Below are 23,523 nucleotides of genomic sequence, written 5' to 3' on the forward strand. Positions count from 1 at the left end.
TAGTTCGTTGGTGTCGTCGTTGACAAACGCCGACAGGTCCACTTGGTTTCCGGGTGTCGCGGGGTTGCTCAGGGTTAGTATGTTGCTTGCATCTACACTGATGTCGGATAGTTCGTTGGTGTCGTCGTTGACAAATGCCGACAGGTCCACTTGGTTTCCGGGTGTCGCGGGGTTGCTCAGGGTTAGTATGTTGCTTGCGTCTACACTGATGTCGGATAGTTCGTTGGTGTCGTCGTTGACAAACGCCGACAGGTCCACTTGGTTTCCGGGTGTCGCGGGGTTGCTCAGGGTTAGTATGTTGCTTGCATCTACACTGATGTCGGATAGTTCGTTGGTGTCGTCGTTGACAAACGCCGACAGGGCCACTTGGTTTCCGGGTGTCGCGGGGGTGCTCAGGGTTAGTATGTTGCTTGCGTCTACATTGATGTCGGATAGTTCGTTGGTGTCGTCGTTGACAAACGCCGACAGGTCCACTTGGTTTCCGGGTGTCGCGGGGTTGCTCAGGGTTAGTATGTTGCTTGCGTCTATACTGATGTCGGATAGTTCGTTGATATCACTCAAATCTTCATCCGCAGTAATATGGTTATTGATGGCGGTGGTGTTGGCCAAAATATCCGCGCTCTCCTCTAATGGTGAAAGGTCTGTAAAAAAGCTGGTGGTTCCTTCATTTACTGTTAGTCGGTTGTTGGCTGGGTTAAAAGTTACCGCCGTAATATCATCATCCGCTAGATTATCCACATAACTTTTTGTGGCGGCATCCTGCGGGGCTGTTGGATTTTGCAAATTGGTAAGCCTAGCGGCATTCCCCATGCTCACGTCGGTCAAGGGAGTGCCAAACCCACTAAGGGGGATGGACAATTTGTCCAATTTAGCATTGGTAATGGTGCCATTTTGTATTTTATCGTTGGTTATGGTCTCTACGGCAATATGGGAATTGAGAACGGAGAAATTGGTGATGTTGTCGCTTCCGATTTTGTTCACCTCATAATTGTAATTGATGCCATCGGGTGTATCCTCTTGGGTAATGACCACTGTACTGTCCTGAGATGTAACATTGTGTAGGGCCAAGGTGCTTACGGTGAAGGAGTTGTCCAGAGTTTCACAGATGTTGATCCATTCCGTGCCATTATAGTAATGAAGGCAATCTTCGTCGGTGTTGTAGACCAAGGCACCGGCCAAAGGAGTAATGCTGTTCATCTCGATATTGCTGACCCTGGTAATGACCAAGGCACGCGTGCTGCTTTCCAATTCCAGTACGGAGGCTGGGTGCAAGGTTTGCGGATTATCGCCAATTTTTACCTGACCGCTAAGGGTGTTGATCATGAGTAGGCCAATGACCAAGTAGAAGATATGCGTTTTCACAGTATTCGTATTTGAGGGTTTCCAAACGGAAACTACAAAACTAAACCTATGATCGGATTATGGGAACATTTCCCGTCAAAATGCGAAGTTCAAGGGTGAACGGGCACCCTATTTGCCTTAAAAGCCGTGATAGAATTAACAAAAGTTTAGAACGGCTTTATTTTTTTATATCGTCTTCAAGGGTTTTCTTTAACTTGGGCTAAATATGTTTTATGAAAAATGCAATTGTCATCCTGTTCTCGCTGCTCCTTTCCGGGCTGTCCATGGCGCAGGATAACCGCCAGATTTTGAGGGGAAAGGTACTTTACAGGAATACCAATGTACCCAATGAGAATGTCATCAATTCCACCACGGGAATGGCCACCATCACCAATGAGGATGGCGAATTTGCCATTTCAGTGCAGGCAGGGGACCAATTGGTCTTCACGGCGATCAATTACCAGTTGGAAGTCATTACGATTACGGGTGAAATTCTACGGAACAATCGCTTGGTGGTGGAAGTGAACGAAAAAGTACGGGAGCTGGATGAGGTGGTCGTGACCCCTGAGGACCAAGAACGTTTCCTGGAAGTGAAAAATGAGGATTTTAAAGAGTATAACTACGAGATAGACCGTAGCACCGAAGTGGAGAATGTCGCAGAATCCCGAAGCGTTCGGGGTATGCGGGACGGACTGAACTTCGTGAATATCTTCAAGGCCCTGTTCAAGGCGCAACAGGCTGAAGGTCAGCAGAGGGAACCGCTCAAGGTCAGTGAGGTGCTTAGGCATGTCTATGATGATGAGTTTTTTGTGGCCGACCTACGGTTGCCTCAGGACAAAATAGATGATTTCTTGTTGTATTGCGATGATAAAATCCCATCGCAGACCCTATTGCGCAAGGAAAACGAATTTCAACTTATCGATTTTTTGGTAACCCAGAGCAAGGCCTATTTGGCCACCATGGATGACGAATGAAAAGATTCCTTTTGGCATTCGGATGTCTTATGGCAATTTCGGTCCAAGCACAAGATGGACCTTCCAAATCCCTTTTGGGCAGGGTCACCAGTCAAGGAGGTGATGTGGCCGGTGTAGTGGTCCAGAACATCAGTTCGGAGCAGGCTGTGATCACCGATATGGATGGGAACTTTTCCATTATAGTGCAACAGAACGATACCTTGGTGTTTTCGGCGGTTCAGTATCAAAGAAAGGTACTTCCCATAACCGAAGTGCTCTACAACACCAGTTTTGTAATGGTTCCCTTGGATGAGTTTGTGAATGAACTGAAGGAAGTAGTGGTAAGACCGTATGACCTTTCTGGCGATCTAAACCAAGATTTGGACAAACTTACCTTGGAGAAAGACGTTAGCGCCGAAGCTTTGGGATTGCCCAATGCACACCAGAAAATACCCACCCAAAGCGAACGGAAATTACAGGAAGCCGGCCGAATGAAGATCGTTGGTCCAGCTATTCCCATTAATCCCTTGATAAATGCCATAACCGGTCGCACCAAGATGTTGAAGGAAAGGGTGAAGTTGGATGGGACCTATGCCCGGACCCAAAGGGTCCAGGATTTTTATGTAGACTCGCTTTTTGTGGTCACGTTAAAGATTCCCATGGAAAAGATTGACGACTTTATGTATTTCTGTGAGGTGGATGAAGCTTTTCAAAAAACCGTAGATTCGCACGATAAACTCAAAATTTGGGATTTTATGGTCCAAAAGAGTAGGATGTATCGGAAGAACAACAATTTGGACTAGATTTTTGTCCATCCTTTGGCACAAAAATTGACCTAATACTGTAACACACCCCAAAGTTTTGAGTCAAATAGTACATATGATGAAAACGAGAATTGCAAAAAGAACGGCACTACTTTTTACTGCCGTACTTCTTTTGTCCTTTGCGTCGGCACATAAATTCTACGTTAGCGTTACCAATGTGGTGTATTCCGAAAAGGAGGATGCCCTTCAGATCACCAGTCGCATCTTTATTGATGATTTGGACAAATTGTTGGAGGAACGCTACGGTATCAAGGCAAAATTGGCCACTCCCAACGAAGCCAAGGTTTCCGATGAGTATATCGAAAAATATTTCAGGGCCAAGTTTGTCTTGGAACTCGATGGAAAGCCAACTCCCTACACGTTTTTGGGCAAACGCTATGACAATGATGTGGTGATCTGCTATTTAGAGGTTGCCCAAGCCAATTTTGAAGGGCTAAAAACACTTTCCGTACAAAATGAAATCCTTACCGATCTTTTCGATGAGCAGCAAAATGTGGTCCATATCAAATGGAAGGGACACAAAAAGAGTTTTGTGCTCATTAAGGAAAATAATAAAGGAATGTTAAACTTATAACGTATTGTTAAGAATTGGTTAAAATACGCTATTTTTCACCGTTTTAAAATCAAATTAAAAATGAACAAAGTCAAGTATTGTGTTGCTTCTTTCTTGTTTCTTTTTGGTGCCGTGACATTATCGGCGCAGGAAGAAGGAGAGGTGAAGCAAGAGCGACAACCCGGTCATTATAACCAAAGTAAATTTAAACAGTTGTACGAGGAGTTTTCCACTCCAAATAGCTATAGGGCTGCATCTGGGGCACCGGGCCCAGATTATTACCAGCAGCAGGCCGACTATGTCATTGATGTGAAATTGGATGACAAAAATGCACGTATCCATGGCGAGGAGACCATTACCTATCACAACAATGCTCCTGAGGATTTAGAATTTCTATGGGTGCAATTGGACCAAAACGTACGGGCCAAGGACTCAAAGTCCCCTCTACGCAACGGTAATGGAGTGAACATTGCCTATACGGCAGGAAACTTTGCCGAAACTTATATCAATGAGCCTTTTGATGGAGGTTTCAACATAGAGTATGTAAAGGACGCCAGTGGAAAGCCATTGTCCTATACCATCAATCAGACCATGATGCGGTTGAACATTCCCCAACCCCTAAAAAGTGGAGAAAAAATATCTTTCTCCATAAAGTGGTGGTACAATGTACCCGATCATACAGTGAACAGGGCGCGTTCCGGATTTGAGTATTTTGAGAAAGACGGTAACCGTGCCTATGTTATAGCGCAGTTTTTTCCAAGAATGGCCGTCTACAGTGATGTGGAAGGCTGGCAGAACCATCAGTTCTGGGGAAGTGGGGAGTTTGCCCTACCCTTCGGAAATTATGAGGTGAGCATTACCGTTCCATCCGACCACGTTTTGGATGCCACGGGTGAATTGCAGAATCGCGATGAGGTGTTCTCCAAAGAAATGATGAAGCGCTACAAAGAAGCCAAAAAGTCATACGATAAGCCCGTGATCATTGTAAACCAGGCTGAGGCCGAAGCCGCTGAGAAAGGCTTTGCCACCGATACCAAGACCTGGAAGTTCAAGGCCACCAATGTCAGGGATTATGCCTTTGCCACATCCCGAAAGTTTATTTGGGATATGCAGGCCGTAAAGATTGGCGGAAAGGATGTTATGGCCGTTTCCTTATATCCCAAGGAGGGAAATCCCCTTTGGGAGGATATGTCCACCAAAGCTGTGGTACAGACCCTAAAGACTTATTCACAACATACGTTTGATTATCCGTATCACAAGGCCATTTCCGTTCACGCCAAGAACCAGGGTATGGAGTATCCCATGATTTGCTGGAACTATGGTCGTCCTAACGAGGATGGTACCTATTCCGATAGGACCAAATTCGGGATGATCAGTGTGATCATCCACGAAGTGGGCCATAACTTTTTCCCAATGATCGTAAATTCAGATGAGCGTCAGTGGGGATGGATGGATGAAGGTCTGGATACTTTTATGCAGTATTTGGCAGAGCAGGAATTTGGAAGGAACAATCCAAGTGTCATTTCCCCCAACGAAAATTACCCATCACGAAGAGGGAATCCAGCCGATATTGTGCCCTATATGAGTGGAGATCAAAGCTTTATTTCCCCCATCATGTCCAATCCGGAGAACGTATACCAATTGGGCCCGAATGCCTATGGTAAACCTGCCACTGCATTGAATATTTTGAGGGAGACCGTAATGGGCAGGGAATTGTTCGATCATGCGTTCAAGACCTATGCACAACGTTGGATGTTCAAACACCCTACCCCAGAGGATTTCTTCCGTACCATGGAAGACGCTTCCGCAGTGGATTTGGATTGGTTCTGGAGAAGCTGGTTCTATACCACCGATTATGTTGATATAGGCGTAAAAGGCGTCAAGAAGTACTATGTGAGCAGCGAGCCCACGGCAGAAATGAAAAAGTACATGGCGGACAGGAACATTACCGAAGCCGATTTGCCGCCCTTGGTATATTTGGCCGAAGAATCCAGCGAGGACTTCATGCCTGAACTGAAAGGGAAGGCCCCATCAGAAACTTCGCAGAACCTAAAGGAATTTATGATGGACAACATGACCGAGGCCGATAGGGCAAAGGTCAAGGAGCCCAAATATTTCTACGAAATCACCTTTGATAAGCCGGGAGGCATACCCATGCCCTTGATCGTGGAGTATACCTATGCCGATGGTACCAAGGAAAATGTTACCTATCCCCCAGAAATTTGGAGAAAGAATGACGCCGAAGTAAAAAGGGTCATTTCCTCACAAAAAGAGTTGGTGGGCATTGTGGTAGATCCCAAGTTGGAAACCGCGGACATTGACACCACCAATAATGCGTGGCCCATGAAGGATGAAAAATCCGATTTTGATAAGTTCAAGGATAACATCAAAGGAAAATAATACAAAACTCTTGAAAGAGCCTCGTGATTTCACGGGGCTTTTTTTATTTTCCCAACAACTTCTGATTATATTTGTTGTATGTATTTTCTATTCATTAGCGGAGGAGAGATTTTTTTCATCCTATTTATAGTGGTGATGGTCTTTGGTGCCGATAAAATCCCTGGAATAGCCAAGGGGCTTGGTAAGGGAATGCGTCAGCTGCGGGATGCTACGGACGACATTAAGCGTGAAATCCAGAAAAGTGCCGAAAGCCAGGGCATCGATACCGATTTTACCAAAGATATTAGGAATGAACTCAACGAGGTCAAGAAAAATGTGGATGAAGTAACGGGCTCCATCAAAAGGGGAACCAAGTAATCCATGTTGGAGCGGCTTCTGGAGTGGGATCGGGACACCTTTATCTATCTCAATGGGCTGGGTATTGAAAGATATGACGGTTTTTGGACCGTTGTCACCAACTTCATGACTTGGACCCCACTCTTTATCCTTTTTATTTTTTTATTGTTCCGCAAATTTCCGAAACCCGAGGCCTTTTATAAACTATTGACCGTTTTGGGATTGGCCCTTTTTATCACGGCCATTACCCATTGGACCAAGATTTCCGTTGCCCGTTTAAGGCCCAACAACACCGAGGAGATCAACTTGCTTATACGGATTCTTAAAAGCCCGACCGATTATAGTTTTTTCTCTGGGCATGCCTCAAGCTCTTTTTCCCTGACTTTATTGCTGTTTCTGTTTTTGAGAAAAAAGATAAAATGGGCCTATCTGTTTTTCATTTGGCCCATCCTTTTTACCATGAGCCGTATTTATGTTGGCGTGCATTATCCCATTGATATTATTGTGGGGATGTTGGTAGGATTGTTGTCAGGGGCACTTTTTTATAGGTTGTACCAAAAATTTATTTCACCCTACACAAGGTAAGCCCATCCCTGATGGGCAACAATACCGTTTCCACTCTGGGATCGTTTTTCAGTTTTTCGTTATAGGCAAGAAGTGATGCTGTGGCCTTGTCGGACGGGTCAAGAGGTTCCACTACTTTTCCTGACCAAAGTACATTGTCCGAAAGGATGACACTACCCGGTTTGGTCTTTTGGATGACGGCTTCAAAATAGGCGTCATACTCTACCTTATAGGCATCTATAAAGATCAGGTCAAAAGTAAGGTCGAGTTTAGGGATGATGTCGAGCGCATCACCCGTATGTTGTATAATTTGGGAAGCGTAATCACTCCTATCAAAATACCTACGTTGCATATCGTGCAATTCCTCATTGACTTCAATGGTGTGTAGTTGTCCATCTTTTTGAAGCCCTTCGGCCAAGCATAGCGCTGAATACCCCGTATAGGTTCCAATCTCCAAAATATTTTTTGGCGCAATGATTTTGGACAGTAAACTTAACACCCGTCCTTGAAAATGCCCGGTAATCATGCGGGGACGGACCACCTTCAAGTGGGTTTCCCGGGATAGCTCAGCCAAAAGGGCCGGTTCGTTCTCGGAACTGTTGATCAGATAATTTTCAAGTGTGGAAGAAAGAAAATGCATGTTTTTATTTTTGCAAAAATAGAGAAAGAACTACATTGAAATACCAGTTTAGCAAAAGGAAACCATGTCAATGAAAAATATACAGATCAGGAATGCCCATTTGGAGGATTTGCCTGTGCTCTTGGAGTTTGAGCAGGAGATCATAAAGGCGGAGCGCCCTTTCGATGTCACCCTGAAGGAAGACCCTATCAGTTATTATGACCTCAAGGCCATGATTTTGGACCAAGAAGCCTCCGTAGTGGTGGCCGAAGTGGATGGAAAAGTAGTGGCTTCGGGTTATGCCATTTCCAAAAGGGCAAGACACTATTTGGACCATGAGTACTATGCCTATTTAGGGTTTATGTATACCGATGATCAATATCGGGGTATGGGTATCAATGCCAAGATCGTGGAGGCCTTAAAGTCTTGGTCCTTGGAAAGAAAGTTCAAGGAAATTAGGCTTACGGTGTACAATGATAACCTGCCAGCCATTAAAGCCTATGAAAAAGTAGGTTTTAAAAAGCACATCATAGAAATGCGTTTGGCATGACCCGTCAAAGTAAAATCGTATTACAAATTGTATTTTTGAAACCAATCAAAAGCATAGTATGACCTTTAAAAACACCTTGGAATTTGCCCAACAATTGGATGCGGAAGATACCCTTTACCGCTATAGGGAAGAGTTTCATTATCCGCAGGTAGATGGGAAAGATGTCATTTATTTTACGGGCAATTCTTTGGGATTGCAGCCCAAGCGTTCACAGAAATATGTGGATGAGGTAATGAAGGATTGGCGGGAACTCGCTGTGGAAGGGCATTTTTATGCCGATAAACCCTGGTGGGACTATCACGAACGGTTGGCCGAAGGCCTTTCCAAAGTAGTGGGAGCAAAGCCCGAAGAAGTTTCGGTCATGAATACCCTTACCGTGAACCTACATTTGTTGATGGTCTCCTTTTACCGTCCCACAGCCCAAAGGTTCAAGATCATTTGTGAGGAAAAGGCCTTTCCGTCCGATCAGTATATGTTGCAAAGTCAGGTCAGGTTTCATGGTTTGGACCCCAACGAGGCCATTGTCGAGGTAAAAAAGCGCGATGGGGAACATTCTTGGAGAACCGAGGATATCCTAAAGACGATTGAAGAAGTGGGGGATGAACTTGCACTGGTACTGATGGGCGGGGTCAATTACTATAACGGGCAGGTATTGGACATGAAGGCCATAACACAGGCCGGAAAGTCCGCTGGTGCCTTTGTGGGATGGGACTTGGCACACGGTGTGGGCAATGTGAAACTCCAATTGCACGATTGGGGCGCTGACTTCGCTGCATGGTGCAGCTACAAATATATGAACAGTGGTCCGGGGAATGCTTCCGGTATTTTTGTTAACGAACAGTACCTCGGTCAAAAGGATATTCCGCGTTTTGAGGGGTGGTGGGGCACTAAAAAGGAGACCCGATTTTTAATGGAACCTGAGTTCGACCCGATTGCTTCAGCGGATGCATGGCAGTTGAGCAATCCACCTATATTGTCCTTGGCCCCTTATTTGGCTTCTTTGGAGCTTTTTGATGAGGTGGGCATGGATGCCCTGATTGAAAAGCAACGGAACATAGTGGCCTATTTGGAATTTATCCTTCATGAAATTGATAAGCAGGTGGAAAGTTCCTTTGAAATCATTACACCTAAGGATCGAGGCTGTCAGCTTTCCGTGTTTTTACATGGCGAAGGCAGGTCCTTGTTTGATTATTTGATGAAAAATGGAGTGATTACGGATTGGCGGGAACCCAACGTGATCAGATTGGCACCTGCTCCCTTTTATTGCTCCTTTGCGGACATGTACAATTTTGGCCAGGTATTAAAGCAGGGCATCCTGCAAAAGTAGACTATCATATTTCCTTTTTAGATAATTGGAAGGGGTAGTGCCCTGATATTTTTTAAACTGTCGGGAAAAATAGGAAGGGTCATTGAACCCGGATTGGTACATGACCTCGGTGATCAACGTGTTGTTGGTATTGAAAAATTCCAATGCTTTATTGATTCGGAACTCATTCACAAAGTCGATAAAGGTACGTTGGGTCATTTTTTTAAAGAATCTGCAGAACGAATTTGAGGTAAGGCCCAACTGGGTCGAAATTTCAACTACGGAAATAGTGCCCGAATAGTGCTCGTTCACATATTCAAAGATTTCCTCCAATCTTTTGATGTCATCCTTTTTGAAGTTGTCCAAGGTGAAATTATCAAATAAAGGTTCATAAGAAGTTTCTCGGGACAAGTGGTTCAATATAGAGAGAAGGTTGATTAATTTGCCTTGATGGTCCAAATCCCCGAACCGTTCAAAATCGGGCCAAAGTCTTTTATGGACCTCAGAACCAAAGACCAAGACCTGTTTCGATTTTCGAATTAGGGCATTGATCTTGCCCAACTCGGGAAAAACCTTGAGTTTCTCCTCCAAAAACTCTTTTTTGAATTGGATTACGATCTCTAGGTTGTCCACTTGTTCCCTATTGCCAAAATCGGCATGGGGAATGTTTCCACCCAAAAAAACCAAAACACCGTTGGAATAGGCTTTCTTTTGTGGACCAATGCGCAATACCCCAGAGCCATTCTTTATATAGACCATTTCATATTCAGGGTGAACATGCCAACCTGCAGATGCACAATGGTTTTCATTGGCGTAGGACTCAATTTTTAAGGAGGTGTCTACGGCAACATTGATGGATTCCAATAAGGGCTTCATAAAGTAAAATTACCTAAAATTTAAAATAATAGGAATGCTTAGGAATAAATCATTTTAGTATTGGAATAATATAGGCAAGTCAATTAGGATTAGGATTGTTTAATTTGTAGGTACAATATTCTATGAAATCACTCGCACTTATTTTTTCCAACCCTAGGTATTTTGCTCCGGCCTGGGTTTTTACCAGTCTTAATATTTGGTTTGGTACTTGGGCCATTTATATACCCACTGTTAAGGAAAAGCTGGGTATAGACAAAGCTGATTTGGGTATTGCCCTATTTTGCTTGTCCCTTGGGGTTTTTACCATTTTTCCCATGGCCTCCAAGATCATCAACAGATTGGGAGTTGGAAAGGCTACTTGGGTTGGGGTGCTCTGTACAAGCTGTGCGGCCATGTTGCCCCTGATGGCTCCTAGCTACCCAATTCTAATGGGAAGTCTTTTTGTTTTTGGGTCCTGTACCGGATTTACGGATATCTCCATGAACACCTTGGTGACCGAAATTGAGAAAGAGGACAAGAAAAATTTCATGTCCGCGGCCCATGGTTTCTTCAGTTTGGGTGGAATTTTGGTGGGCTTGGGAAGTTTTCTTATCCCAGTTATTGGAAACCCGGTACTTCATATGGGGCTTACAGTGGCTTTGGTTTTGATAGTGAATTTAATGTTCTATAAAAACTACATCCATGTTGTTGCTGCTCCTGTGGAAAAGGAGCCCTTCAGCCTAAAGCTGTTCAAACCTTTGCTTTTGCTGGGTATTATAGGCTTTGTTTCCATGGGAAGTGAGGGAGCCATCATTGATTGGAGCGGTCTTTACCTGAAAGAGGTCACTATGGCCCCAGAAGTGCTTATTGGTTCAGGCTTTTTGGCATTTTCCACGGCCATGACCCTCGGGCGTTTTTTGGGAGATGGCATCAGCGCCCGGATTGGATCGGTTAAAATATTGGGTTTGGGAGCATTGGTGGCCATTGGTGGATATGCGCTGGTGCTTTCAGGACAGACCATACCCGCTATTGTTGGCTTTGCTTTTAATGGCCTTGGATTTTCGGTAATGGTTCCCGAGCTGTTCAGGATTGGGGGGAATGTAAAGGGGGTGGATTCCGCACAAGGCGTTTCCTTTATTGCAGGAACAGGGTATTCGGGCTTCTTGGTCGGACCCGTAATCTTGGGCTTCTTGGCAGAACAAGCCTCTTTGGTCCTCAGCTTTTATGTGTTATTGGCCTGCGTGCTACTAGTATTGGGGATTACATTCTTTCTCCATAAAACCCGAAAATAGACCTTCAATTATTGCACTTTCAATTGGGTGAAATAGAGATGGAAACTACCATCCGCCTTTTTGTGGCTCTTTGAAATTTGCATGCCATTGATTTCGGTATAATCTTCCCAAGTAGTAGTAAGTGAGGGTTCTTCTTGATTGGCTTTTCGGTAGGTCCACTCGCGGATGATATAGTCGTCCTTGAAATAAAAGTCATAGGCGTCTCCAGGAGTATACCCGCCATCATTGGCATATACAATGGTCAGCTTTTGCATGGTTTCCCCACTTATGGGGGCTTTCTCACTTAAGGAATGTCCAAAAGAATAGTTGCCCGCATCCCATATAAGATTAAAGGGCGCCAATAACCAATATTTGTCGTTGATAAACCCTCCGTTGGTTTTTTGGGCAATACTGTCCATGGATTTTCGGTTGTAGGTCAAGGTATCGGCCCCCGATATGGCAGTAACCTCATTTTTCTTGGTTTTCCAGACCCAACTGCGTTCAAAATGGATGCTGTCCCTATCCACATTGAACATAAAATCAATTTGGTTCACCGATTTCCAGTTGGCCAATCCATGCGCGTCGGCAATCAACTCAGGAATGTTTTTTTCAGGAGTGGCTTCAACAGTGTCCGGTGTTTTGGGTTCAGTCTTGCAGCCTATGAAAATGGCCAAAACAAAAATACTGACTAGGGATAGGGTCTTCATGTCTGGTTTTTAATCAAATATACCATGTTTTTAGCTTATCTTGCGCCCCATTTTTTGGTAAAAAACAAATCAACCTGGGTGTGACTTTTCTCAAAAAACTGTTTCTAATATTTATAAGTAACCCCGACAAGGAATATTTGGAAACGGAAGACCATTATGCCCATCTATCTGATGAGGAATTAGTGAAGCGTATTGTGGCGAGCAACGACCCTTTGTTATTTGAGAGGTTGTACGATCGCTATGCAAAAATGGTATACAACAAATGCTATGGATTTGCCAACTCTGATGATGAGGCAGAAGACTTGACCCAAGATGTTTTTCTACAGCTCTTCATTAAGTTGAAGATGTTTAAGGGTAAATCTAAATTTTCAACATGGTTATATTCCTTCACCTACAACTTTTGTGTCAACTACGTCAACCGGAACAAACAACGGAAGATAAGAGATCAATCCATTCCCGTGGAGGATACAGAATATAAACTTTCCGAAGAAGTCCCGGATGAGAGTCTCTATGAAATGAAGGCGGATAAGCTCAAGAAGGCCTTGGAGCTCATTGCGCCAGAGGATAAGTCAATTATGTTGTTGAAATATCAGGACGGAGCATCTATTAAAGACCTTGTAGGTATTATGGAGATTGGGGAAAGTGCGGTCAAGATGCGGTTGAAGCGAGCAAAGGAAAAACTATTGGAAATCTATAACACCCTACAATAGATGGCAAAGAAAGAAAGGAATCCGTTTAAGCAACTGGAGGCCTCCTTAAGGGAAGCTCCTCCAGGAATGAAGAAAAAGGTGATGAACGACATTGCTGCGGCAAAGTTGATCATGGACATGGCATCCCTCTTTTCCATTAATGTTGGAAGTGCTTTGCGAAAATTGTTCAGGACACTGGGAGAACACTAAGAAGAATACTAAGAAGAACACTATAAAGCTATATGTATGGAAACACTAAGTAATTGGAAGAATGTTACTTTGGACTCACTTTCTTCAATGGGGAAGAATATCGGCGCTGCCCTTCCCAAGATCGTGGGGGCCATTGCCATTCTTATTTTGGGATGGTTGATCATTAAGATCGTACTTTTTATTCTGGGCAAGATCTTGAAATTGGCCAAAATGGACGCTTTAAGTGAGCGTATCAATGAAATGGACCTTTTGGGCAATGGTAAGTTTAAAATCGATATCGTCAAGATTACCCTTGGGTTTGTAAAATGGTTGTTGCTGTTGGTCTTTTTTATTGTGGCTGCCGATATTCTGGATTGGGGAATCATCTCTACCGAAATAGGCAACCTACTGCGTTATTTACCCAGATTGTTTACGGCTTTGGTATTGTTTACCATTGGACTGTATTTGGGCAGTATAGTAAAAAATGCCATTAAAAATCTGTTCGAATCATTCGAGTTTGGGGGAGGTAAAATCATAAGTGGTCTTATGTTCTACGTAATTGTCATTTTTATGTCGATTACCGCCTTGAACCAAGCTGGAGTGGACACCACCATCATTACCAACAACATAACCATTATCTTGGGGTCATTTCTATTGGCCTTTGCCTTGGGCCTTGGTCTGGGTTCCCGGGAAATTGTGGCCGATCTTTTGCGGTCTTTCTATACCCGTAAAAACTATGCCGTTGGCGATAAGATTGTTATTGGGGAGGACAGTGGTGTTATCGAAGCCATAGAGAACAACAGTTTGACCTTGGTGACCAAGAAAGGAAAGTTTGTGATTCCAATTAAAGATGTGGTATCGCAAAAGGTGGAAATAAAGTCGTAAAACAGCAATTGGGGCAAAGTAGTTTCATTTGAACCGCAACTTCCTTGGAATTTGATTATTTTTGAAACTTTCAAGATATAAAAAATGAGTTCAAAGAAAGGAAAGGTTCAAGAATTGATTCAGGAAAAACTTCTGGAAGAGCGTAAAGTGTTTTTATGGGGCATGGTGGATGATGATTCGGCGAAACATGTCATAGACCGCTTGCTCTATCTGGATTTGCAGAACAACAAGGAAATCCAATTGATCATCAATAGCCCAGGGGGCTATGTGACCTCTGGTTTTGCCATTTATGATACCATCAAACAGATAAAAAGTCCGGTATCCACGGTATGTTCCGGTTTGGCGGCATCCATGGGCTCCATTCTACTTTCAGTAGGGGAAAAGGGAAGAAGGTTCATTCAGCCCCATGCCCGGGTAATGATTCACCAACCCAGTGGAGGTGCCAGAGGGCAGGCTTCCAACATAGAGATCCAAGCCAAGGAAATTATCAAGACCAAGGAGTTGGGTGCCCAAATTTTGGCAGATAACTGTGGCCAGTCGTTCGAAAAAGTGATGAAAGATTTTGATCGCGATTATTGGATGGGTGCCGAAGAATCTGTGGATTACGGTATTGTGGATGGAATCCTAGAGTAGAACATACATACTTAAAAGGAAAAAGTCCTTCGCAAGTTTTTGTGAAGGACTTTTTGCATATATATGGACGCCTAAGCGGAATATTCATAATATATACGGCAAGAGTGGTACCAAAAGTTTTTAAGGAAGTGTTAAAAATGACTTTTGCCTTTTTAGCTTTGAGGTTTTAGGGCATCGACCCAGTAAAGAAATAAGTGTTAAATTCCGTATTTTTGAGGTCTAACCACAATGGGCCCAAAGGGCATTTATGACACAGACCTCTAAAAATATAGCCATCATCGGTTCTGGATTGGTGGGTTCGCTCTTGGCTATTTACCTTCGGAAAAAAGGCCATTCCATAACAGTTTTTGATAGAAGACCGGACATTAGAACGATAGAGTTCTCGGGAAGGTCCATTAATCTGGCCATGAGCAATAGGGGCTGGCGCTCCTTACAGAAAGTGGGATTGGAAGATTCCATCAAGGAAATAGCCATTCCGTTGGACAAGCGGGCCATGCATGTGAACGACAAGCCGGTCTATTTCCAAAAGTATGGGAAAGACGGTGAGGCCATTTGGTCCATTTCCAGAGGTATCCTGAATAAACGGATGATTGATCTGGCAGAAGAAGCCGGTGCAGAGTTCCGGTTCAATGAGAAAGTTTGGGATGTAAATCTCCCAGAAGCCAAGATTTATACCGGGGAATCGGAGAAGAGTGAATGGAAAGAATACCAGTATGATCTTATTTTTGGCTGTGATGGGGCCTTTTCCCGCGTGCGCCACAAAATGCAACGTCGCAGTAGGTTTGATTACTCCCAGGATTTTTTGGATGTGGGTTATAAGGAACTGACCATTCCGGCCAATGCGGATGGGACCCATAAACTGGACAAAAACTCCTTTCATATTTGGCCTAGGGGTAAGTTCATGCTCATAGCCATGCCTAATATTGATGGTAGTTTTACCTGTACTCTCTTTTTACCTTTTGAGGGTGAGGTGTCTTTTGAAAAAATCACCACCCCCGATGAGGCCAAGGCCTTTTTCAAGGAATATTTTCCGAATGTAAAAAATGAGATTGAAAATCTGTCCCAGGACTTTTTCAAGAATCCTACCAGTGCCATGGTTACGATGAAGTGCTATCCGTGGACCTATTGGAACAAAGTGGCCTTGGTGGGCGACTCGGCCCATGCCATTGTGCCTTTTTACGGACAGGGCATGAATGCCGGATTTGAGGACATCTACGAGCTCAATGAGCTTATGGAAACCCATGGCGATGATTGGGATGCGATTTTCTCTGAATACCAAAAGACCCGAAAACCCAATGCGGATGCGATCGCGGAACTCAGTTACCGCAATTTTGTGGAGATGAGCAGCAAGACTGCAGATCCTAAATTTTTATTGCAGAAAAAGATTGAAAAGTGGTTTGCCTCAAAACATCCTGATAAATGGGTCCCGGTCTATAGCCGGGTAACCTTCTCGGATAAGCCCTATGCAGAGGCTTTGGCCATTGGGGATAGGCAAGAGGCTATCATGAAAGAGGTGATGCAGCTGCCCAATATCGAGGAGAAATGGGATTCCACAGGAGTGGAGGAAATGATTATTGGATTATTGGATAATCAGATTTAGTTATTATTCCGACCGGATGGGAGAAATCTTTTTTCAGCTCATGGATATTGCAAAATCGTTTGTGATATTTTGTGTCAATTGGTAGGGTAGGTGTTCAAAAGTTTCCTTCTGCTTTTAGGTATTGACACTGATTGCACGTCTTTTCTCGAAGACAGGGCCAGTTCCATGATTTTATGTTTGTTTGGGGTCATTTCGACCGAATGGGAGAAATCTTTATTCAGCTCATGGATATTGCAAAATCGTTGGTGATATTTTGTGTCAATTGGTAGGATAGGTGTTCAAAAGTTTCCTTTTGCCTTATATGTGCTGACTGATTCCACGAATTTTCTCGAAGACAGGGCCAGTTCCACGATTCTATGTTTGTCCGGGGTCATTTCGACCGAATGGGAGAAATCTTTATTCAGCTCATGGATGTTGCAAAATCGTTGGTGATATTTTGTGTCAATTGGTAGGGTAGGTGTTCAAAAGTTTTCTTCTGTTTTTAGGTATTGACACTGATTGCACGAATTGTCTCGAAGAAAACGTTCCCAAAGGTTTATTGAGCCAAATCGAAGTATGGCCATTGCCTTAGATTTTTAAACCGATGTGTTTATTTCTAAATGGCAAAGATCAAAGACAAAAACGACCAATTTTTTGAAATTTTATAAGTTCTTGGAATCTTTTTTAATGTACAAAAACAGAATAAGCACCGCTGTTTACCGTTTTCTCTATTTGCAACTCAGGATGGAATGCTCCATTTTTCCAAAGAGATGCCATATAGTTGACCTCACCACCTCCAGGTTCCGTATGTCCGGCAACGAGTACATCGCTGTCATCCACAAAAATTGAGAATCCATAGGTGTGTTGTATGGAGTCGTTGGGTAATGCAATGGTCTCTCCATTTTTCCAAATTGTTGCTACATTTTTGGAACCATCGTTTTCATAACCTGCTACATAAACATCAGTGTCTTTGACAAAAACGGAAGATGCTGTAGCGTAGTAGGCTCCATCCGTAAGAGGGTGGGCAACCCCATTTTTCCAGAGCATAGCTATAGTTGATCCGTTAATAAATTCATCACCAACCACATATGTGTCCTCGTCTTTTACAAATACGGCCTTTGCTGTTGCATTGTTGGTACCATCAGTGATGTCTTCTTCAACTCCATTTTTCCACAATTTTGCCACATACTTAGCCCCATTGAATTCATAACCAGCTACATATATGTTTTCTCTTTCCAAGAACACTGAATTTGCAAAGGAATCAAAGGGTCCGTCACTAAGGTCGGTAGCAACCCCATTTGTCCATAATTTTGCGATATAATAAGGTCCATGAAACTCCGTTCCAGCGATATAGGTAATGGAATTGTCCACTACTATGGAACTAGGGTATACAGACGTGCTTCCGTCAGAAAGCGGATGGGGTTCACCATTTTTCCAAAGCATAGCTACATCATACGAGCCATTAAATTCAGAACCTACCACATATTCATCATTGCCATCAACAAACATGGAAAGACCATAGGAATTTTGACTGCCATCAGTAAGAAATACAGGTGTTCCATTTTTCCAAAATGCCGCTCTAGCTATCTCATTGTCGTTGTCCATATATCCTGCCACGTAGGTGTTTGGCATAACGTTTAAATCCAACGATGTATTTATATCACCAAAGCTTGCCGTTATGGTAGCAAAGCCTTTGTCGACCGCAGAGATTTGCCCACTTTGATCCACAGTTGCAACAGATTCATCGGAAGAACTCCAAACAATGGTTCCATCAATTCCTGAAAGTGTTGCCTGAACATGGGCATCTTCCCCCCTGAACAATTCCAAGGTTTCGGTATCCAATGAAATGGTTGCATTTGGGTTGTTGTCAGATGGGGTTTCCCCGTCACTTTTGTCGCAAGACGATAGTGTTAAAGCAAACAGGCTGATGTAGAGTAATTTTTTTAGTTCCATAATACCTAAATTTTTATGAAAGCATAATTTCTACATTTATTGGTTTTTAACGGTTGCTGAATTGACGGATGCCCCTTTTGAATTGACGGATGGGTCTTTTAAGGCTGTTTGTTCAGAATCATGACAAACAAAAAAGCCACCTAAAAGGTGGCTTATATTTTTATGCAGTGCAGTTGTTATAGTTTGGCAAAAAGCGCTTGCATTCTTTCTTGTTCCTCTTCGGCCAACAAGGGGTCTACCAAGATTCGTCCGCTGTGCTCATCGGTGATGATTTTCTTGCGGGAAGCGATCTCTACCTGTACCTGTGGTGGAATGGTAAAGAAAGACCCTCCGGAAGCACCACGCTCCACAGGAACCACGGCAAGACCATTCTTAACGTTGTGTCGAATTCTTTTGTAAGCTTGGATCAAGCGGTCCTCGATTTTATCCTCGTATTCCTCGGATTTCTTCAATAGGGCTTTTTCCTCTTTCTCGGTTTCGGCCAAAATAGCATCCAATTCACCTTTTTTGTGTTTTAGGTGACCTTCGCGCTCGCTTAATTTTTCCTTGGTGTCGGCAACAACTTCCTTCTTCTGTTCAATTTGCGCCTTGAACTCCTTGATATTCTTTTCGGCCAATTGGATTTCCAACTCCTGGAACTCCACTTCCTTGCTCAACGAGTTGAATTCACGGCTATTGCGAACATTTTTCTGTTGCTCGGCGTATTTTTTGATCAAGGTTTTGGCCTCTTCAATAAGATTTTTCTTGGCAGTGATCTCAAAGTTGATGGTTTCCACATCGGTCTTGAGCTTGTCCATACGGGTTTTAAGGCCAAGGACCTCGTCTTCCAAGTCCTGTACTTCCAAAGGCAACTCGCCCCTTACATTGCGTATCTCGTCAACCCTGGAATCGATGAGCTGTAAATCGTACAGTGCTCTCAACTTTTCTTCCACGGTGCTTTCTTTTTTGTTCGCCATAAATTATAAATACTTGATGGGATTCGTTATACTCTCCGATAAAGAGACTGCAAAATTAGGAATTTTTTTCGTAAGATAATCAACCAATAAATCTTTTGTAAACTGCTCAGTTTCAAAGTGCCCAATATCTGCAATGACAAGTTGCCCTTCAGCTTCGTAAAATTGATGGTATTTTAGGTCCGAAGTAATGAAAACATCGGCCTTGGCCTTTTTGGCCGCCGTAATGGCAAAGGCACCGCTTCCGCCCAAAACGGCCACTTTTTTCACCTTCTTCCCCAACAGTTGCGAATGCCGCACAACAGAGGCGTTCATGGTCTTTTTTAACTGTTTTAAAAAGGTTTGCTCTTCCATTTCGGTTTTGAGCTCGCCCACCATGCCCATGCCCAAATCTTGATTGACATTCTCCAAAGCCACAATTTCATAGGCCACTTCTTCGTAGGGATGTGCCCCGAAAAGAGCTTTTAAAAGGTTGCTTTCCTTTTCAAAGGAATAAATGACATTGATTTGTACTTCTTTTTCCAAATGCAGCTCTCCCACCTCCCCAACACTGGGGTTGGCATTTGTCCCGGCTTTAAAACTACCCACTCCTTCCGTGCTGAAACTACAATTGCTGTATTTACCTATTTCTCCGGCTCCAGCTTTAAAAAGGGCCGATTTCACCTTTTCCGCATCTTCCAATGGGGCATAAGTAGTCAATTTTCGGATGGAACCGGTTTTGGGGATTAGGATTTTAGGGTCTTGAATCCCCAAAACCTCACAAATCTTGGCATTTACCCCCATAGGGCTGTTGTCCAAGGCCGTATGCATACTGTAAATGGCAATGTTGTGGGCAATGGCCTTCATCACCACCCGTTCCACATAGGTGCGGCCTGTGAGCTTTTTTAAACCACTAAAAATTATGGGGTGGAAACTGACGATGAGGTTGTGTTTTTTTTCAATGGCCTCGTCCACCACATTTTCCAAGGTGTCCAAGGTTACCAAGATACCTTGGACGGTCATGCTGGGGTTGCCCACCAACAATCCTACGTTGTCAAAACCCTCGGCATGGGGCAGAGGGGCCAGTTCTTCCAGTATTTTTGCAATATCCTTTACGGTCATTTCACATTTCTTAAGTAGGCTAAAGATAAAATATTATATTTTCGTCCCATGGTGCAATTGCTGCGCAAAATAGCGTTTCCTTTTTCCTTGATCTATGCCTTGGTGGTGCACGTACGCAATTTTCTGTACAACATTGGGGTGTTTGCTTCCAAATCGTACCGCACCCCGACAATTTGTGTGGGGAACCTTAGCGTAGGGGGTACAGGAAAAACTCCTATGATCGAATATCTGATCAGGGTATTGGACGGGCATAAAGTGGCGGTTTTGAGTAGGGGGTACAAACGCAAATCCGAAGGATTTTTGTTGGCAGATTCCAACAGTTCGGTATTGGATTTGGGGGATGAACCTTTCCAAATACATCAGAAATTTCCAGAGGTGTCCGTTGCTGTGGATGCGGACAGAAGAAATGGGATGGTCCAACTGGAATCCCAGGTACAGCCCCAAGTGGTTTTGTTGGATGATGCCTTTCAGCACAGACGTGTAAAGCCCAAATATTCCATTTTGCTCACGGCCCATGGCAATTTGTTCGTGGACGATTGGTATTTGCCTACCGGAAATCTAAGGGATGCAAAACGGGAATACAAGCGAGCTGATATGCTCATTGTCACCAAATGTCCAGATGTGTTGTCCAAGGACGATCGACGTACCATTTCGAAGAAATTAAAGCCATTGCCCCATCAAAATGTGCTGTTTTCTACATTGACCTATGGTGATCTTGTCAAACAAAGAAATGGGGATGGTTTAGTCCTTGATGTTTTGAAGGGAAAACGGTTGGCATTGGTCACAGGGATTGCATCACCCGGGCCGTTGGTGCATCACCTTGCATCTAAAGGACTGGTTTTTGAACATGTAGAGTTTGGGGATCACCACCACTTTACGGATGATGAAATCAACACATTCAAGGATTTTGAACTGATCCTGACCACTGAAAAGGATTATGTGCGATTGGAGGGGCGTGTGGAAAACCTATATTATTTGGAAGTGGCCCATAGTTTTGATGCCGAAGACCGTACCTTGTTGGAAAAAGCGGTCAAAGGGTTGTTCTAGACCAAGCCTTCCATTTTATTTTTGAAGATATTCTCCCCAATTTTTTGATAGAAGACCTCTGGTTTAAAGGGTTTGGTGACCACATCGTTGCAACCGGCCTGATAGAAACTGTCCAAGCTATCGTCCAATGAAATGGCGGTCAATGCAATGATGGGCGTCCCTTGATCGAACTTACGGATTTGGCGTGTAGCTTCCTCTCCGCTGATTCCGGGCATATGGATGTCCATTAAAATGGCATCATAGTCATTGGCTTTGGCCAAGTCAATAGCCTCGTTACCATTGTTGGCAATATCGCAGGTAATCTCTTTTTTGGTAAGCATCTTTTTGGTGATGACCTGGTTGATCTTGTTGTCCTCAACGATCAGGATGTGCAGACCTTTAAAATCAAATTCTTCGGGATCAAGTTCAAAGGCAACATTCTCCAAGGCTTTAGAATCGCACTTTAGGTCCATTTCAAAGAAGAAGGAGCTTCCATGGTCGATTTCACTTTCCAAATGGATGGTGCTTCCAAATAGGCCGAGTAGGCTTTTTACGATGGTTAGGCCAAGTCCAGTACCGCCATATTCCCGATTGATTTGTATGGAGCCTTGTTCAAAACTGTCAAAAATGTTTTTCTGTTGTTCCTCTGAAATACCAATACCATTGTCACGTACCTCAAAGTACAGACGTACATTATCTTCTTCTTTTTGCAATAGCTTCGCGATGACCTCTACCTTTCCGTTTTTGGTGAATTTGAGGGCATTGCCTACCAAGTTCATAAATACTTGGGACAGTTTTATGGGGTCTCCCAAAAGCTGTTGTGGAATGGCGGAATCATAATCAAGGATAAGCTTGGTCTTGTTCTCATTGGCATTCTGCTGAAGGGATTCCACCACATCGGTAAGCACTTTTTGCAGTTTGAACTCAATACTCAATGGCTCCAGTTTGTCCGCATCTATTTTGTTGATCTGGAGAATGTCGTTGATGAAGTTCAACAAATACTCACCGGAGAACTTCAATGATTTTAGGTGTTCTTTCTGATGTTCGGCAGGGTTTTCTTCCAGCAAAAGGTGGGTAAGCCCTGTGACTGCGTACAAAGGTGTCCGTAGCTCGTGGGTAACGGTTGAAAGAAAGTTGGTCTTGGCTTCCATAGCGGATACCGCTGCATCCCTGGCCAACTCCAATTCCTTGTTCTTGGTGTAGAGAAGGTCGTTGGTCTTGAGCTTGATTTGATTGTTCCTGAAAAGGGATACGGCAAGCAATGAGATGATGGTCAAAAAGGCCGAGGTGAGGATGGCGGTGATCTCCGAACGGTTTTTGGATTCACTGAGCTCCTCATTCTTTGCGGTAAGCTTGTTGATCTCGTTCATTTGATGCTCAAACCTGATCTTATCAGCAGTTTTTGCATCCAATTTGACCTTCTCAATAGTAAAGACGGAATCCTTTATCTGTTCCAAGGCCTTATTGTACTTCAAAGCTTCATTGTAACGGCCTATGATTTCATAAATCGCTGAGAGTTCTTCATTGGCCATTCGTATTTCTTTGGCAAAGCCATGTTTTTTGGCAAGTTCCAACGCAGCTTTGGAATGGACGATGCCCTCATCCATATCGTTCAATTTAACACTGATCTTGGCCAATTGTAGATTGGCCCTGGTTGCCAAAAAGGCCCTCTCCTTATCATCCGAATTTACAATAAGGGCGTGAAGGTTCTTTATGGCGTTGTCGTACTTTTCAATATTGGTGAAGATACTGGCCTCCAGAAGCAGAATATTGTTGCTCAGGTTCCTGTTGTTGCTCAGCATCCGTGATTCTTCCAATGATTTTAAGGATTGAAAGTTGTTGCCTTCGTCAAATAAGAGGGCTGCATCTACATAGAGGTGAAACGCCTGCCCATAGGAATAGGAAATGTCTTTTAAGAGGATACTGGCTCTGTCCCAATAGAAAATGGCCGTTTCCCTGTCCCCTTCCTCCAGAAACAAACGGGAATATTGATGGTAGGTGTCCAACAATAATTTGGCATCTTCATTTTCCTCGGCAATTTTGGCGGCTTGATCAAGGGTTTCCAGTGCCTTATCTATTTTGTTTTCATGTCTATAGGTCATGAATTCATCAAAAATAGTCTGTATGGTGGCGGTGGAATTGGCATCATTTTGACCAAAAGATAGTTGGGTGCATGCCAAAATGCACAGTAGAAATGGCAATTTACTGCCTATCCATTTGTGTAGTAAGCTCCTGA

At 43.6% G+C, this 23,523-nt stretch carries 22 protein-coding genes and 1 pseudogene; 15 read left to right on the forward strand and 8 right to left on the reverse strand.

Features of this window, described 5'->3' with window-relative positions; all coding sequences use genetic code 11:
- Positions 1 to 1,362: pseudogene (locus ACPD8L_RS16295) on the reverse strand (hypothetical protein); the annotation flags it as partial.
- Between the two features lie 212 nt (positions 1,363 to 1,574).
- On the opposite strand from ACPD8L_RS16295, the gene ACPD8L_RS16300 reads away from it, so the two are divergent.
- The 6 genes from ACPD8L_RS16300 (at position 1,575) to ACPD8L_RS16325 (ending at position 6,992) form a co-directional block, all read left to right on the forward strand.
- On the forward strand, positions 1,575 to 2,315 hold the full coding sequence (locus ACPD8L_RS16300) for a carboxypeptidase-like regulatory domain-containing protein (RefSeq protein WP_116217457.1): 741 nt from the start codon (positions 1,575 to 1,577) through the stop codon (positions 2,313 to 2,315).
- A complete protein-coding gene (locus ACPD8L_RS16305) occupies positions 2,312 to 3,097 on the forward strand; it encodes a carboxypeptidase-like regulatory domain-containing protein (RefSeq protein WP_421808884.1) in 786 nt (261 codons plus the stop codon). Before ACPD8L_RS16300 ends, ACPD8L_RS16305 begins: the two co-directional genes overlap by 4 nt.
- Before the next feature lie 76 nt (positions 3,098 to 3,173).
- Entirely contained in the window at positions 3,174 to 3,692 is a 519-nt protein-coding gene (locus ACPD8L_RS16310) for a DUF6702 family protein (protein WP_293302587.1), read from the forward strand.
- A gap of 60 nt (positions 3,693 to 3,752) precedes the next feature.
- Positions 3,753 to 6,071, forward strand: a complete 2,319-nt coding sequence (locus tag ACPD8L_RS16315) for a M1 family metallopeptidase (protein WP_116217460.1) — start codon at positions 3,753 to 3,755, stop codon at positions 6,069 to 6,071.
- A gap of 78 nt (positions 6,072 to 6,149) precedes the next feature.
- The gene (locus tag ACPD8L_RS16320) at positions 6,150 to 6,428 is read left to right on the forward strand and encodes a Sec-independent protein translocase subunit TatA/TatB (RefSeq protein ID WP_116217461.1); all 279 of its coding nucleotides are present in this window, start codon (positions 6,150 to 6,152) and stop codon (positions 6,426 to 6,428) included.
- 3 nt (positions 6,429 to 6,431) lie between these two features.
- Positions 6,432 to 6,992: a phosphatase PAP2 family protein gene (locus ACPD8L_RS16325; protein ID WP_423944645.1), complete on the forward strand. Its 561-nt coding sequence runs from the start codon at positions 6,432 to 6,434 to the stop codon at positions 6,990 to 6,992.
- On the opposite strand, the gene ACPD8L_RS16330 is transcribed toward ACPD8L_RS16325, so the two are convergent.
- Positions 6,970 to 7,611, reverse strand: a complete 642-nt coding sequence (locus ACPD8L_RS16330; RefSeq protein ID WP_423944648.1) for an O-methyltransferase — start codon at positions 7,609 to 7,611, stop codon at positions 6,970 to 6,972. The genes ACPD8L_RS16325 and ACPD8L_RS16330 overlap by 23 nt on opposite strands.
- Before the next feature lie 70 nt (positions 7,612 to 7,681).
- Here ACPD8L_RS16330 and ACPD8L_RS16335 point away from each other — a divergent pair, with 70 nt between their 5' ends.
- Together ACPD8L_RS16335 and kynU are read left to right on the forward strand one after the other, a co-directional pair.
- A complete protein-coding gene (locus ACPD8L_RS16335) occupies positions 7,682 to 8,140 on the forward strand; it encodes a GNAT family N-acetyltransferase (protein ID WP_423944651.1) in 459 nt (152 codons plus the stop codon).
- 58 nt (positions 8,141 to 8,198) lie between these two features.
- Positions 8,199 to 9,467, forward strand: coding sequence for a kynureninase (gene kynU / locus ACPD8L_RS16340; RefSeq protein WP_423944653.1), 1,269 nt, complete (start codon positions 8,199 to 8,201; stop codon positions 9,465 to 9,467).
- Here the strand turns inward: kynU and ACPD8L_RS16345 are convergent.
- Positions 9,441 to 10,322 (reverse strand): AraC family transcriptional regulator, encoded by an 882-nt coding sequence (locus tag ACPD8L_RS16345; RefSeq protein WP_423944655.1) that lies wholly within the window; start codon positions 10,320 to 10,322, stop codon positions 9,441 to 9,443. The two genes, kynU and ACPD8L_RS16345, sit on opposite strands and share 27 nt — an antisense overlap.
- A 122-nt stretch (positions 10,323 to 10,444) precedes the next feature.
- Here ACPD8L_RS16345 and ACPD8L_RS16350 point away from each other — a divergent pair, with 122 nt between their 5' ends.
- The gene (locus ACPD8L_RS16350; protein ID WP_293302568.1) at positions 10,445 to 11,593 is read left to right on the forward strand and encodes an MFS transporter; all 1,149 of its coding nucleotides are present in this window, start codon (positions 10,445 to 10,447) and stop codon (positions 11,591 to 11,593) included.
- Positions 11,594 to 11,601: 8 nt separating this feature from the next.
- On the opposite strand, the gene ACPD8L_RS16355 is transcribed toward ACPD8L_RS16350, so the two are convergent.
- Positions 11,602 to 12,279 (reverse strand): hypothetical protein, encoded by a 678-nt coding sequence (locus ACPD8L_RS16355; RefSeq protein WP_423944657.1) that lies wholly within the window; start codon positions 12,277 to 12,279, stop codon positions 11,602 to 11,604.
- A gap of 80 nt (positions 12,280 to 12,359) precedes the next feature.
- Here ACPD8L_RS16355 and ACPD8L_RS16360 point away from each other — a divergent pair, with 80 nt between their 5' ends.
- From ACPD8L_RS16360 to ACPD8L_RS16380, 5 genes are all read left to right on the forward strand, one after another.
- Positions 12,360 to 12,989 (forward strand): RNA polymerase sigma factor, encoded by a 630-nt coding sequence (locus ACPD8L_RS16360; RefSeq protein WP_116217469.1) that lies wholly within the window; start codon positions 12,360 to 12,362, stop codon positions 12,987 to 12,989.
- Positions 12,990 to 13,178: a hypothetical protein gene (locus tag ACPD8L_RS16365; RefSeq protein ID WP_116217470.1), complete on the forward strand. Its 189-nt coding sequence runs from the start codon at positions 12,990 to 12,992 to the stop codon at positions 13,176 to 13,178. It begins immediately after the preceding gene.
- Positions 13,179 to 13,214: 36 nt separating this feature from the next.
- The gene (locus ACPD8L_RS16370; protein WP_421808890.1) at positions 13,215 to 14,042 is read left to right on the forward strand and encodes a mechanosensitive ion channel family protein; all 828 of its coding nucleotides are present in this window, start codon (positions 13,215 to 13,217) and stop codon (positions 14,040 to 14,042) included.
- An 84-nt stretch (positions 14,043 to 14,126) separates the two neighbouring features.
- Positions 14,127 to 14,675 carry a ClpP family protease gene (locus ACPD8L_RS16375; protein ID WP_423944661.1) on the forward strand — a complete coding sequence of 183 codons (549 nt, stop codon included), beginning with the start codon at positions 14,127 to 14,129 and terminating at the stop codon, positions 14,673 to 14,675.
- A gap of 247 nt (positions 14,676 to 14,922) precedes the next feature.
- Positions 14,923 to 16,275 carry an FAD-dependent oxidoreductase gene (locus ACPD8L_RS16380; RefSeq protein ID WP_423944664.1) on the forward strand — a complete coding sequence of 451 codons (1,353 nt, stop codon included), beginning with the start codon at positions 14,923 to 14,925 and terminating at the stop codon, positions 16,273 to 16,275.
- A gap of 663 nt (positions 16,276 to 16,938) precedes the next feature.
- Here the strand turns inward: ACPD8L_RS16380 and ACPD8L_RS16385 are convergent.
- The 3 genes from ACPD8L_RS16385 to ACPD8L_RS16395 form a co-directional block, all read right to left on the reverse strand.
- Positions 16,939 to 18,207 carry an Ig-like domain-containing protein gene (locus ACPD8L_RS16385; protein WP_423944666.1) on the reverse strand — a complete coding sequence of 423 codons (1,269 nt, stop codon included), beginning with the start codon at positions 18,205 to 18,207 and terminating at the stop codon, positions 16,939 to 16,941.
- Positions 18,208 to 18,383: 176 nt separating this feature from the next.
- The gene (locus ACPD8L_RS16390; protein ID WP_116217474.1) at positions 18,384 to 19,163 is read right to left on the reverse strand and encodes a zinc ribbon domain-containing protein; all 780 of its coding nucleotides are present in this window, start codon (positions 19,161 to 19,163) and stop codon (positions 18,384 to 18,386) included.
- Between the two features lie 3 nt (positions 19,164 to 19,166).
- Positions 19,167 to 20,261, reverse strand: a complete 1,095-nt coding sequence (locus tag ACPD8L_RS16395; protein WP_423944669.1) for a Nif3-like dinuclear metal center hexameric protein — start codon at positions 20,259 to 20,261, stop codon at positions 19,167 to 19,169.
- Positions 20,262 to 20,309: 48 nt separating this feature from the next.
- Here ACPD8L_RS16395 and lpxK point away from each other — a divergent pair, with 48 nt between their 5' ends.
- On the forward strand, positions 20,310 to 21,308 hold the full coding sequence (lpxK, locus tag ACPD8L_RS16400) for a tetraacyldisaccharide 4'-kinase (protein ID WP_421808892.1): 999 nt from the start codon (positions 20,310 to 20,312) through the stop codon (positions 21,306 to 21,308).
- Here the strand turns inward: lpxK and ACPD8L_RS16405 are convergent.
- A complete protein-coding gene (locus ACPD8L_RS16405) occupies positions 21,305 to 23,488 on the reverse strand; it encodes a response regulator (RefSeq protein WP_423944671.1) in 2,184 nt (727 codons plus the stop codon). The two genes, lpxK and ACPD8L_RS16405, sit on opposite strands and share 4 nt — an antisense overlap.
- Positions 23,489 to 23,523 lie beyond the last annotated feature (35 nt).

The organism is Flagellimonas algicida, assembly GCF_049629585.1.
Lineage (GTDB): Bacteria > Bacteroidota > Bacteroidia > Flavobacteriales > Flavobacteriaceae > Flagellimonas.